Raw genomic sequence first — 12,236 nt, 5'->3', positions numbered from 1 at the left:
GGATCGGCGGTGGATGCGGCTTTGGGTGCGGCGGCGATCCTGTCGCTGTGCGAGCCGCCGATGACCGGCTTTGGCGGCGACTGTTTCGCGCTGGTGAAGCCCGCAGGCACCGAAGAAATCATCGGGCTGAACGCGTCAGGGCGCGGGCCTGCGGGGCTGGATGCGGCGGCGATCCGCGCCGAGGGGCACAGCGTGATGCCGGTGACATCGGCCCATGCGGTGACGCTGCCGGGGGCGGTGTCGGGCTTTCTTGCGCTGTCGGAGCGGTTCGGGCGGATGGATCTGGCGGAGGTGTTCGCCCCCGCGATCCGCTATGCCGACGAAGGCGTGCCGGTCGCGCCCCGCGTGGCGCTGGATATGGGGCTGTCCACCGACCGGCTGCAAGGCGTCGCACGCCAGCACTACCTGAAGGACGGGCGCGCGCTGCGGGCGGGCGAGCTGTTCCGCGCGCCGGGGCAAGGCGAGGTGCTGCGCCGCATCGTGCGCGACGGCCATGCCGGGTTTTATCAGGGCGAGGTTGCCGAAGACATGGTCAACGCGCTGCGCGCGGCGGGCGGCAGCCACACGCTGGAGGATTTCGCGGGTGTGCAGCCGGAATGGACCACCCCCATTTCCGGCGGCTATCGCGGGCTGGAGATCGTGGAGCATCAGCCCAACGGGCAGGGCACGGCGGCGCTGCTGCTGGCGGCGATCCTTGAGCGGTTCGATCTGGCGTCGATGGATCCGTGGGGGCCTGAGCGCACCCATATCGAGGCCGAGGCCACGAAGCTGGCCTATGACGCGCGCGACCGCTTCGTGACCGATCCCGACCACATGGACCCGGTGACCCGGTTGCAGGCCGATGGGCTGGCCGACAAGCTGGCCGCGCTGATCGCGCCCGACCGGGTGATGCCCGACGCGGCCCGCATTTCCGAAGAGGTGCACCGCGATACCGTCTATCTGACGGTGGTGGATAAGGACCGCATGGCGGTGTCGCTGATCTATTCGATCTTCAACAGCTTTGGCTCCGGCATTGGCACCGAGAAATTCGGGCTGTTGATGCACAATCGCGGGGCGGGGTTCTCGATCACCGAGGGCCACCCGAACGAGGCCGCGCCGGGCAAGCGCCCGATGCACACGATCCTGCCCGGCATGATCCGGCAGGAGGGGCGGCTGCTGATGCCGTTCGGCGTGATGGGCGGTCAGTATCAGGCGGCGGGGCACGCGCGGTTCGCGTCCAACATCGCGGATTACGGGCTGGACCCGCAAAGCGCGCTGGACGCGCCGCGGGCCTTTGCATCCGAGGGGGTGCTGGAACTGGAAACCGGCTATCCGGAGGCCACCCGCGCCGCGCTGCTGAAGCTGGGGCATAAGGTGACGGTGCCGGACCGGCCCATCGGCGGCGCGCAGGCGATCCGGCTTAATGACGGGGGCGATGTTCTGGAAGGCGCGTCGGACCCGCGCAAGGACGGCATGGCGCTGGGCTACTAACCATCCAAGGGGCGGGCGGTTCTGTGGATCGCCTGCCCCCGCGCGCCCGTGCCGTGGGCTGGGGCCGCTATGCCGGGCGGCAGGCGGGGATTGGCGGACGGGGGTTCGCGCGCGGGGGTCAGCAAGTCTGGATCAGCAGGTCTGTGTCAGCACGGGGGCACCGATAAATCGAGCGCCGGGCAGCGATCAGTTCAGCTGAAACTGCATCGGGTAGAACCCGTCTTCCAGATCGCCGAACAGTTCTGCCAGATCCGGGTGATCGACCGGCTCGCCGGAATAGTCGGGCACAAGGTTCTGTTCCGACACATAGGCGACGTAATAGCTTTGATCGTTCTCGGCCAGCAGATGGTAGAACGGCTGTTCGCGCGACGGGCGGCTGTCTTCGGGAATGGATTCATACCATTCCTCGGTGTTGGAAAACGTCGCATCCACGTCAAAGACGACACCGCGAAACGGATGTTTGCGGTGGCGGACAATTTGCCCAAGGTGATATTTGGCGCGGCTCTTCAGCATCTGGATGCGTCGTTCATCATACCTCACTAGGGGAAGACAAGGGCAAAAGTCCATGCGCCGCCCCGTGAACGCCACGAAACACTGTGTGAAGCAAGCGCTGACAGTAGGCCGCGCGGGATGGGCGCCAAGGTTCCGTGCCCTGAAACAATCGTGATCGGCCCGCGATCAAGGGCGGTTTTCCTGTGAGGGGTTTTCGCTTATCCTCAAGGCCAAATACCAAGAACGAGCAGTAACAAGAAAATGGGGCAGTGATGCGTAAATTCCTTTGCATCGCGATCCTGGCGGTCCTTGCGGGCTGCGGGGGAGGCAGTTCCGTGCCGCCGCGCAACCTCGACGACGCCTGCGATATCGTGAACGAACGGCCAGAATATCTGCGGGCCATGAAATCCACCGAACGGCGCTGGGGCGTCCCGGTGGCGGTGCAGATGGCCACCATCTATCAGGAATCGAAATTCGTGGGCGATGCGCGCACGCCGCTGCAATTCGTGGTCGGCGTGATTCCCATGGGGCGGCAAAGCTCCGCCTTTGGCTATGCGCAGGCGCTCGATGCCACATGGGACGAATATCGCGACGAGAACGCCAGCCACCGCGCAAAGCGGGACCGCATTCAGGACGCGACCGATTTCATGGGCTGGTACATGAACAAAACGCGGGAGCGGAACGGCATCCCGCTATGGGACGCGGAGCGGCAATATCTGGCCTATCACGAAGGCCACACCGGCTACGCGCGCGCCAGCTACAACGCCAAGCCGTGGCTGGTGCGGGTGGCGCGTTCGGTGGGCGACCGCGCGACGCTCTACAACGCGCAGCTCAAGCGGTGCCGCAAGATCTAAGTCCGCCACAGCCGCGAGACACGAAAAACGCCCGGCCGCATCTGCGCGCCGGGCGTTTTCCTGTCTCCTCCATAAGGCCGGGGGTTAGCCGCCGCGGCGCTGGGTTTCCTGAACGATGTTGAACATGGTCGAGCCGAGGTTCACGCCTTTGCGAAGATCGCCAAGGACGACAGTCGTTTTGGTGCCGCTGTCATCGGTCACGATCCACTGGCGCAGCTCGACGGGATTGGCCGTGAACTTTAGCTGGATGTTGCCGTATTCGGGATGCGCGGGGTCTTGCGCGGTGATGGTCGTGGTCTTGCCGTCGCTGGTATGGCCGGTGACCATGCCAGAGCGCGAGAAGTCGACATTCTGGGCAAGGATGATCGACAGCGGTGTGCGCGAGAGGGGGTATTGCTCTGGCCCGGTGTTGGATTTGCCATCGAACACCGCGACCTGCTGACCGCCAGCCATCACGAGGCTGTTGTCGGGCGCGGCATATTCAAACCGCATCCGACCCGGCCGCTTGAGGTAGAGCTGACCAGTGGAGATGGTCCCATCGGCGTTGATCTGGGTGAACTCACCCTGTGCCGTCTGGAAGCTGTTGAGGTAATTGGACATGGCACCAAGCGACAGCTGCTGCGCAAGCGCGGGCAGGCTCAGGCCAAGCCAGAGAGCGGGGATGAGTAGGATGCGTAGCGTTTTCATGATTTGAGATATAGATCGCAAATCCGATCCGCACATATCGAGTTTTTTCACAAGCAGGTAAGCGGATTGTAACACATCGGCCGTAGCGTGGCGGGGCAGGGAGGCCTAGCGCGCGATGCCGTCCCAGCAGGTGCCATCCACCACGAACAGGCGCATTGTGCGCTTGGCATAGGCGCCTTCGTCCGGGTCGATCACGCCAGCGGCAGTGGCATCGCAGCCATTAGGCGCGCGTTTCGACCGGGTGACCAGCAGCACGCGGCTGTCCGCCGCGCCGGGATAGGGGAAACTTTGGACATAGTGATTGGGCGCGCGGCCACGTTCTGGTTCGGCCCAGACGGGCAGGGCGCGCGCGGGTTGTGTCGCCGCCCGGTCGGACAGGCCGGAGATGGCGGGCGTATCGGCTGAGCCGGACGTGTCGGCTGAGCCGTGCGCGCCGGTGGTGTTGGATGGGCTGGGGGTGTCGGCATTGTTGGATGGGCTGGGGGTGTCGGCGGTGTTGGATGGGCCGGGGAAGCGATCTGCTGCGCGCGGGAAATCGCCGCGGGCGCGGTAGAAAAGATCGGCCAGCACATCGCGGTCGTCGGCGACAATCGCGCTCACGGGGAGCGCGCGGGCGCGGGCGGTGATGGTGGCGCTCATCTCGGCCCGGCCCAGCCAGCGCGCCATCAGCAGCGGCGCATCCGCCCCAAGGCGCAGGGTCGGCGCGTAATGAGCGGCCACGGGCACGACAACGGCGAAGCTGCCATGCAGCACGAGGCTGGCCACCAGCAGCCAGCGCGCGCGCAGCAGCAGCCACGGCACCACCGCCAGCGGCGCGGCGACATAGGCGGCGGCGGCCCAGTTCGCGTAGGCTTGGTTCAAAAGCGCCTGCACACAGACCAGCGCGATGATCGGCAGCGACAGCCACAGCACGACACCGCGCAAGGGCAGGCGGGCGCGGCGGGACGCCACGGGGGTGCTGTGCCGGGTCTCTGCGGGCAGGCTTGCTACCGCGTTCGGGTCGGGGCGCTGCGGCGCGTCCGGGGTAGCGTGCTGGCCGGAGTGCTGGCCTAGGTGCGGATCGGATTGCGCGGACGGGCCGGGGTGCGTGCGCGGTTTGGGCTGTGCGCCGGGGTGCGTGGCGAGGTGTGCCTCGGGGTGTGCGGTAACATGCGCGTCGGGGTGCGAGGTGACGTGCGTGTCGGACTGTCCGTTGCGGCGCGCGTTGGGCCGCACGGCCAGCCAAAGCAGCGCGCCGAGGAAGGCGGGGCCAAAGACGACGAATTGCGCGGCGGCGAATTCCGCCAGCCCGGCAAAGTTCAGCGTGGCCTTGGCGGCGGGGTCGTTGACCCAGTCGGCGTTGTCCAGTGTGTGGCGCAGGGTGGTCAGGCCATTGGCGATATTCCACGCCACGTTGGGGGCGATGGCCAGCGCAAAGCCCATCAGCGCCAGCGCCGCGCGGCGCCACGGCACCCGGATCGCCGGGATGAAGACCAGCGCGGGCAGCAACAGGATCAGGTAGTAGACGGCGGCGTATTTCGACATCACCCCCCCGCCCAGGGCCAGCCCGGCTGTCAGGGCCCAGCGGCGGCCGCCGCCTTCGGCCAGCCGCAGCCACGCCAGCAGCGCCAGCGCAAGGAACGGGAACATCACGCTGTCGGTGGAGATCATGTAGCTTCCGACCGTCACCAGCGGCAGCGTCAGATAGGCCGCCGCGACCCAAGGCGCGGCGCGCGGCGCGATGTGGCGGGCGGTGATCGCGGCCAGCAGCGCCGCCGTCACCCCATGCAGCGCAATGGCGGGCAAGCGCACCCAGAATGCCGCGTCGCTGCCCGCCAGATCGGTGACCGCGCGCAGCAGCCAGCCGATCATCGGCGGCTTGGAATAATAGCCAAAGGCAAGATCCTGACCCCAGAGCCAGTATTGCGCCTCGTCGACATACAGATCGGTGCGGTCCAGCCACAGCCCGACGAGCCGCAGCAGCAGGATCGCGCCAATCACCCACGCGCAGCGCCCCGCCCAGGGCGCGGAAGGGCGGTGGGGCGTCATCGGATCAGGCTTCGCGCTGGTTGCTGGTGTGGATCAGCCACAGATTGCGGGCATAGATCAGCAGCCCCATCGACTGGCCCAGCACAAACACCGGATCGGCCCGATAGAGCGCATAGGTCAGCAGCGTGGCCCCCCCGGCGAGGGAGAAATACCAAAAATAGACCGGCACGACCGACTCGCCCGCCTTCTCGGAGGCCAGCCATTGCACGAGGAACCGCGCGGTGAACATCAGCTGCCCGGCCAGCCCGATGATGACCCACCAGAATTCGCGCCAATTGCCGACATGCAGCCAGTCGAAGATCTGTGCCGTCATTGATCCGGCCTCCATTCGGTGCCCGACGCCTTTTTCCGGCGCTTGATCAGCCATGCCACCGCCAGCAGGTCCGGCACGCCGACAAGCGCGCGGCGCAGGTTGGTGTATTTGGAATTGCCCGCGTGACGTTCGCGGTGGGACACATCGACATGCCGGATGTCCCAGCCTTCGCGCGCGAAAAGCGCGGGCAGGTAGCGGTGCATATGGTCGAAATAGGGCAGCGACAGAAACGCATCGCGGCGGAAGCCTTTGAGCCCGCAGCCAGTGTCGCGGGTGCCGTCGCTGAGGATCCGCCCGCGCAGCCCATTGGCCAGCCGCGAGGCCCAGAGCTTGGACCGGCTGTCTTGGCGGTCCACACGCTGCCCGGCGACGAGGCCGAGACGCCCGGTCGTGTCGTCAAGCAGCGGGGTAAAGAGTTTTGGCAGTTCGGCAGGCGGGTTCTGACCGTCGCCGTCGAGCATGCAGATCACGGGCGCGCGGGCGGCCAGCACGCCGGAATGGATCGCGGCGCTTTGGCCCGCGCTTTGCTGGTGGCGGATCAGCCGGATGCGGGGGTCGGCGACGATCATGTCGCGGGCAAGGGTGGCGGTTTCGTCGGTGGAGCCGTCATCGACGACGATCACCTCAAACGCGTCGAGCCCGGCACAGGCCTCCAGAATACCGCCCACGACGGGGGCGAGGTTCGGCGCCTCGTTGCGCATCGGGATCACCACGGAAACCTGTGTCATGACCGACCCATCATGGCTGTTGCCTTTGCCGTTGGAACGTCTGCGGCGCGGAAGCGGTCCCGCACGCCCGCCTTAGACACCACTGGGCGCCGGAATACCAACCCCGTGCGCTCATCCGCGACGTAAGGTGTCGCCCAGCGACAACGTGGGTTGCAGCTCGATCCGTTCGCCCGCCCCCGCGCCGGGGGTGCCTGCCGCATCGGCATGTTCGGCGATGATGCGCGCGGCCTCGCGCCCGATTTCCAGCCGGCAACTGTCCATCGTAGCCAGCCGCAGCGGGAAGCCATCGACGATTTCCATCCCGTTGAACCCGGCAAGCCCGATCCGGCCCGGCACGGCGATCCCGTGGGTCATGCAGTGCAACAGCCCGCCCGCGCCGATCATGTCGTTGGAATAATAAAGGAAATCCAGATTCGGCGCGCGGGTCAGGATCCGTTCGGTCAGTTCACGCCCCTTCAGCAGCGACGATCCGCCCTGATAATATTCCCGCGCCTCCAGCGGAACGCCCGCCGCCGCCAGCCCCTCTTCGAAACCGACCAGCCTTTTGCGGGCGCGGTGATCCTCGGGCATGTGGGTGCCCACGAAACCGATCCGGCGATAGCCCGCGGCCACGATCCGCCGGGCCATTTCCCGGCCTGCGCGCTTGTGCGAGATGCCGACGATCGTGTCGATGCCGTCGCCGTCGGTATCCATGATCTCGACCACCGGGATGCCGGAACTGGTCAGCATGGCACGTGCCGCGGCGCTGTGTTCCAGCCCCGCGAGGATCACGCCCGAGGGCCGCCAGGACAGCATGTCGTAGAGCACCATTTCCTCGCGCGCGGGCGAATAATTGGTCACCCCGATCACGGGTTGCAGTCCGGTATCGTCAAGCTCGGCCGAGATGCCGCCCAGCACATCGGGAAAGACGAGGTTCGACAGCGACGGGATGACCACCGCGACCAGATTGACGCGCTGGCTGGCCAGCCCGCCGGCAATCTTGTTGGGCACGTATCCCAGCGTCTTCGCGGCGGTCAGCACCTTTTCGCGCGTCGCGGCGGAAACGTCGCCGCGATTGCGCAGCACCCGGCTGACCGTCATCTCCGAGACCCCCGATGCCTCGGACACGTCGCGCAGGGTCAGGGGGCGTCGTGGGCGAAGGGTCGTCATGGCGGCGCTGTTCCGGGCGACAGGGATGATCGGGAATGTTAGCGGACGACTCGTGCCCCGACAACCTTGCCAAGGCGCCCTCATGCGGTCAAAAGGGCTGCACGGCGGCCCCGTGGCTCAACTGGATAGAGCAGCCCCCTCCTAAGGGGCAGGTTGCAGGTTCGAATCCTGCCGGGGTCACCAGCGATTTCCGACAGGTTTCAGCCCTGCCCCCAATCCAGCACGACCTTGCCGGATTCGCCCGATCGCATCGCCGCGAACCCGGTCTCGAAATCGTCGATCGGCAGGCGGTGGGTGATCAGCGGCGCAAGATCCAAGCCGGCCTGGACCAGCCCGATCATCTTGTACCAGGTCTCGTACATCTCGCGGCCATAGATGCCTTTCAGGTTCAGCATCTTGAAGATCACCTTGTTCCAGTCGATCTCGAACCCGGTCGGCGCGATGCCCAGGATCGCGATCTTGCCGCCATTGTTCATCACGTCGATCATCTGCCGGAAGGCCGGGGCCGCGCCCGACATTTCCAGGCCGATATCGAATCCCTCGGTCATGCCCAGCCCGGCCATCACCTTGCGCAGATCCTCGCGGGACGGGTCGATCGCCTGATCCAGCCCCATCCTGCGGGCAAGATCCAGCCGGGATGGATTGATGTCGGTGATGACGACCTTGCGGGCGCCCGCCCGCCGCGCCACCAGCGCCCCCATGATCCCGATCGGGCCCGCGCCCGTGACCAGCACGTCCTCGCCCACGCAATCGAAGCTGAGCGCGGTGTGAACGGCATTGCCGAATGGGTCGAAGATCGCCGCGATCTCGTCGGGGATGTCGTCGGGTATCGGCACCACGTTGCTTTCGGGCAGGCACAGATATTCGGCGAAGGATCCCGCCCGCTGCACGCCCACCCCCAGCGTGTTGCGACACAGATGCCCGCGTCCGGCGCGGCAATTGCGGCAGGCCCCGCAGGTGATGTGCCCCTCTCCCGAAACGCGCTGGCCGGGGCGGAAGCCTGTCACCGCGCTGCCGGTATCGGCGATCACGCCGGAAAATTCATGGCCGGTGACCAGCGGCACGGGAACGGTCTGCGCCGCCCAGGCATCCCAGTTCCAGATATGCACGTCGGTGCCGCAGATCGCGCTTTTGCCGACGCGGATCAGCACCTCGCCGGGACCGGGTTCGGGGACCGGCACCTGTTCCATCCACAATCCCGGTTCGGGCCGCGCCTTGACCAGCGCCTTCATCATGTTGCTCATCGGATCACCTTCAGGTCGCGGCCGGTCGCGATGAAGGCCGCGATGGCCCGGTCCAGGTCCGCCTTGCCGTGGGCAGCCGACATCTGGGTGCGGATGCGCGCCTGCCCGCGCGGCACGACGGGAAACGAGAAGGCGGTGACATAGACCCCGCGGCGCATCATCGCCGCCGCGAATTCGCCCGCCAGATGCGCCTCGCCCAGCATGACCGGGATGATCGGATGGCCGGCCCCGGCCAGCGTGAACCCGGCCGCCCCCATCTCGGCCCGGAAACGTTCGGCGTTGCCGTTCAGGCGCGCGCGCAGATCCTCGCCCGCCTCGATCAGATCCAGTGCCGTCAGCGAGGCCCCCGCAATCACCGGCGCCAGCGTGTTCGAAAACAGATAGGGCCGAGAGCGTTGCCGCAACATCTGGATCACCGGCGCAGGCCCCGCGACATAGCCGCCCGAAGCGCCGCCAAGCGCCTTGCCCAGCGTGCCGGTCAGGATCGCCACCCGGTCCGCGACCCCGTGCAGCGCCGGCGTGCCGCGCCCGCCGGGCCCGGTCAGCCCGACCGCGTGGCTGTCATCGACCACGACCGTTGCGTCATGGCGTTCGGCCAGATCGCAGATCGCGGGCAGATCGGCGATCACGCCATCCATCGAAAACACGCCGTCGGTGACGATCACCCGGTTGCGGGCATCGCCGGCCTCGATCAGCCGCGCTTCCAGTCCGGCCATGTCGTTGTTGGCATAGCGCAGCCGGCGCGCCTTGCACAGCCGGACCCCGTCGATGATCGAGGCATGGTTCAGCGCGTCCGAGATGATCGCGTCCTCGGGCCCGAGGATCGTCTCGAACAGGCCGGTATTGGCGTCGAAACACGAGGAATAGAGGATCGCGTCCTCGGCCCCCAGAAAAGCCGCGATGCGCGATTCCAGTGCCTTGTGTTCCTCTTGCGTGCCACAGATGAAGCGGACCGAGGCCATGCCGTAGCCATAGCGGTCCAGCGCCGCATGGCCGGCGGCGATCAACTCGGGATGGTCGGCCAGGCCCAGGTAATTGTTGGCGCAGAAATTCAGCACGGTGCGGCCGGCCCCGACCTCGATCCGGCCCGACTGCATCGAGGTGATGACGCGCTCGTCCTTGAAAAGCCCGTCCTTGCGGATCTGGTCCAGTTCGGCGGTCAGACGATCGGTCAGGGTCATGTCGCGCTTCCTTCGGCCAAGGCGCCGTTCTGCGCCCGGTGATCCGGGCATTGTCGTGCGGATGCCTAGCGCGAAAAGTCGAGATTTGCCATATAGGCCGGAATTGCCGAAAGCCCGGCGACGCCGCGGCCTGATCGCTGCCCCGGAGGTCAGGAATTTATTTTCCATCGGATCCACACAAGATATTGACGCCCCGGCCCCGGACATGGCTAAGTGATGTGGCTATGGTGTCCCTGACTCGCGTCAGGGGTGAAAAGGGAAGCCGGTGAAAGTCCTGCGCTGCCCCCGCAACTGTAAGCGGCCTGCACGGCTGATGATGCCACTGGAGCGATCCGGGAAGGCCAGTCGGGCGAAAGCCGCAAGCCAGGAGACCTGCCATGGCGACGACAACGACACCGGACGGTGGGTCCGGCGGCGTAGGTCCGGCCATGCGCCCTGCCTGCCCGTCACTCTCGGTCCGGAAAACAGGAACAGAGGGCAAGACCATGACCATCACCGTTTATTCCAAACCCGCCTGCGTGCAATGCACCGCCACGACCCGCGCGCTGGATGCGCGGGGGCTGGATTACAGCGTCATCGACCTGACCGAGGACGAGGATGCGATGCAGCGCGTTACCGCACTTGGCTATCGTCAAGCGCCGGTGGTGATCGCGGGCGAGGATCACTGGGCGGGCTTCCGGCCCGACATGATCGGCCGCCTGTCCTGAGGCGCAGGTGGCCGGGCTGGTCTATTATTCCTCGGCCTCGGGCAATACCGCGCGGTTCGTTGCCGGGCTGGGGCTGGCGGCGGAACGTATCCCGATCCGTCCGGACAGCGACATGCCCGCCCCGGCCCGGCCCTATGTCCTGATCTGCCCGACTTTCGCGGATGGCGAGGGGCGGGGCGCGGTGCCCAGGCAGGTGATCCGCTTTCTGAACGATCCGGGCCGCCGCGCGGGCCTGCGCGGCGTCATCGGCGCGGGCAATCGCAATTTCGGCGCAACATTCGCCCTGGCGGCCCGCGTCATCTCGGAGAAATGCCAGGTTCCGGTGCTGTATCGATTCGAGCTGGCGGGAACCGAAACCGATCTGATCCGCGTCCGCGCGGGGCTGGACAACATCATGGGACTGGAATGCTTGACACCGTAAAACCCGATCTCGACTATCATGCGCTGAACGCGATGCTGAATCTGTATGACGCGGACGGGCGGATCCGGTTCGAGGCCGACCGCATGGCCGCGCGGCAATATTTCCTGCAGCATGTGAACCAGAACACGGTCTTCTTTCATTCGCTGGACGAAAAGCTGGGCTATCTGGTCGATGAGGGCTATTACGAAGCCGCCGTGCTGGACCGGTATTCCCGCGATTTCCAGCGCGCGATCTGGGACGCCGCCTATGCGCGCAAGTTCCGCTTTCCGACCTTTCTGGGCGCGTTGAAATACTACACCAGCTACACGCTGAAGACCCGCGACGGGCAGCGCTATCTGGAACGCTACGAGGATCGCGTGGTGATGGTCGCGCTGACCCTGGCGCGGGGGGACGAGGCGCTGGCCATGCGCTTCATGGACGAAATGCTGTCAGGCCGGTTCCAGCCCGCCACGCCGACTTTCCTGAACGCCGGCAAGGCGTCGCGGGGCGAGCTGATCTCGTGTTTTCTGCTGCGGGTCGAGGACAACATGGAATCCATCGGCCGCGCGATCAATTCCTCGCTGCAACTCAGCAAGCGCGGCGGCGGCGTGGCGCTGATGCTGACCAATATCCGCGAATCCGGCGCGCCGATCAAGGGCATCGAGAACCAGTCCTCGGGCATCATTCCGGTGATGAAGCTGCTGGAGGACAGTTTCAGCTATGCCAACCAGCTTGGCGCGCGGCAGGGCGCGGGCGCGGTCTATCTGAACGCGCATCACCCCGACATCCTGCGCTTCCTGGACACCAAACGCGAAAATGCGGATGAGAAGATCCGCATCAAGACGCTGTCCCTGGGCGTGGTGATCCCCGACATCACATTCGATCTGGCCAAGCGCAACGAGGATATGTATCTGTTCTCTCCCCACGACATCCAGCGGGTCTATGGCGTGCCCTTCTCGGACATTCCGGTGACGCAGAAATAT

13 protein-coding genes, 1 tRNA gene and 1 riboswitch are annotated in these 12,236 nt (G+C 66.2%); of the genes, 6 read left to right on the top strand and 8 right to left on the bottom strand.

All coding sequences use genetic code 11. The features are described 5' to 3' along the window. The coding region (locus B4L36_RS01080; protein ID WP_292951020.1) for a gamma-glutamyltransferase family protein at window positions 1–1,470 on the top strand (1,470 nt) is incomplete at its 5' end. A 186-nt stretch (window positions 1,471–1,656) separates the two neighbouring features. Here the strand turns inward: B4L36_RS01080 and hspQ are convergent. Next, the gene (gene hspQ, locus B4L36_RS01075) at window positions 1,657–1,983 is read right to left on the bottom strand and encodes a heat shock protein HspQ (RefSeq protein WP_088663585.1); all 327 of its coding nucleotides are present in this window, start codon (window positions 1,981–1,983) and stop codon (window positions 1,657–1,659) included. A 251-nt stretch (window positions 1,984–2,234) separates the two neighbouring features. On the opposite strand from hspQ, the gene B4L36_RS01070 reads away from it, so the two are divergent. Beyond that, complete coding sequence (locus B4L36_RS01070) at window positions 2,235–2,816, top strand: lytic transglycosylase (RefSeq protein ID WP_088663586.1); 582 nt, start codon at window positions 2,235–2,237, stop codon at window positions 2,814–2,816. Window positions 2,817–2,900: 84 nt separating this feature from the next. Here B4L36_RS01070 and B4L36_RS01065 read toward each other — a convergent pair whose 3' ends face one another. The 5 genes from B4L36_RS01065 to B4L36_RS01045 all read right to left on the bottom strand — a co-directional run bounded on the left by B4L36_RS01065 (window position 2,901) and on the right by B4L36_RS01045 (window position 7,721). Next, window positions 2,901–3,503, bottom strand: coding sequence for a LolA family protein (locus B4L36_RS01065; protein WP_088663587.1), 603 nt, complete (start codon window positions 3,501–3,503; stop codon window positions 2,901–2,903). Between the two features lie 105 nt (window positions 3,504–3,608). After that, window positions 3,609–5,531, bottom strand: coding sequence for an ArnT family glycosyltransferase (locus tag B4L36_RS01060; RefSeq protein WP_292951015.1), 1,923 nt, complete (start codon window positions 5,529–5,531; stop codon window positions 3,609–3,611). A gap of 4 nt (window positions 5,532–5,535) precedes the next feature. Continuing rightward, window positions 5,536–5,844, bottom strand: coding sequence for a lipid-A-disaccharide synthase N-terminal domain-containing protein (locus tag B4L36_RS01055; protein WP_088663589.1), 309 nt, complete (start codon window positions 5,842–5,844; stop codon window positions 5,536–5,538). Continuing rightward, complete coding sequence (locus tag B4L36_RS01050; RefSeq protein WP_088663590.1) at window positions 5,841–6,572, bottom strand: glycosyltransferase family 2 protein; 732 nt, start codon at window positions 6,570–6,572, stop codon at window positions 5,841–5,843. The genes B4L36_RS01055 and B4L36_RS01050 overlap by 4 nt, the downstream gene beginning before the upstream one ends. Window positions 6,573–6,683: 111 nt before the next feature. Next, on the bottom strand, window positions 6,684–7,721 hold the full coding sequence (locus B4L36_RS01045) for a LacI family DNA-binding transcriptional regulator (protein WP_292951008.1): 1,038 nt from the start codon (window positions 7,719–7,721) through the stop codon (window positions 6,684–6,686). Between the two features lie 106 nt (window positions 7,722–7,827). On the opposite strand from B4L36_RS01045, the gene B4L36_RS01040 reads away from it, so the two are divergent. Then, a tRNA-Arg gene (locus tag B4L36_RS01040) sits at window positions 7,828–7,904 on the top strand. 17 nt (window positions 7,905–7,921) lie between these two features. On the opposite strand, the gene tdh is transcribed toward B4L36_RS01040, so the two are convergent. Together tdh and B4L36_RS01030 are read right to left on the bottom strand one after the other, a co-directional pair. Beyond that, window positions 7,922–8,953: an L-threonine 3-dehydrogenase gene (gene tdh, locus B4L36_RS01035; protein WP_292951022.1), complete on the bottom strand. Its 1,032-nt coding sequence runs from the start codon at window positions 8,951–8,953 to the stop codon at window positions 7,922–7,924. An 8-nt stretch (window positions 8,954–8,961) separates the two neighbouring features. Further along, on the bottom strand, window positions 8,962–10,146 hold the full coding sequence (locus tag B4L36_RS01030) for a glycine C-acetyltransferase (protein WP_292951006.1): 1,185 nt from the start codon (window positions 10,144–10,146) through the stop codon (window positions 8,962–8,964). A 208-nt stretch (window positions 10,147–10,354) separates the two neighbouring features. Further along, window positions 10,355–10,540: riboswitch (cobalamin riboswitch) on the top strand. A gap of 91 nt (window positions 10,541–10,631) precedes the next feature. Between B4L36_RS01030 and nrdH the strand changes: the two genes are divergently transcribed. From nrdH to B4L36_RS01015, 3 genes are all read left to right on the top strand, one after another. Next, window positions 10,632–10,853: a glutaredoxin-like protein NrdH gene (gene nrdH / locus B4L36_RS01025; RefSeq protein ID WP_292951004.1), complete on the top strand. Its 222-nt coding sequence runs from the start codon at window positions 10,632–10,634 to the stop codon at window positions 10,851–10,853. A gap of 7 nt (window positions 10,854–10,860) precedes the next feature. Further along, window positions 10,861–11,274, top strand: coding sequence for a class Ib ribonucleoside-diphosphate reductase assembly flavoprotein NrdI (nrdI, locus tag B4L36_RS01020; RefSeq protein ID WP_292951002.1), 414 nt, complete (start codon window positions 10,861–10,863; stop codon window positions 11,272–11,274). Then, window positions 11,259–12,236: ribonucleotide reductase N-terminal alpha domain-containing protein (locus B4L36_RS01015; protein WP_292951000.1), on the top strand; the 978-nt coding region annotated here is incomplete at its 3' end. The genes nrdI and B4L36_RS01015, both read left to right, overlap by 16 nt.

Origin of the sequence: Paracoccus sp. UBA889, assembly GCA_002294185.1 — a bacterium.
GTDB lineage: Bacteria > Pseudomonadota > Alphaproteobacteria > Rhodobacterales > Rhodobacteraceae > Paracoccus.
The sequence above is the reverse complement of the archived record's forward strand: the minus strand, read 5'-3'. Positions and strand labels throughout refer to the sequence as shown.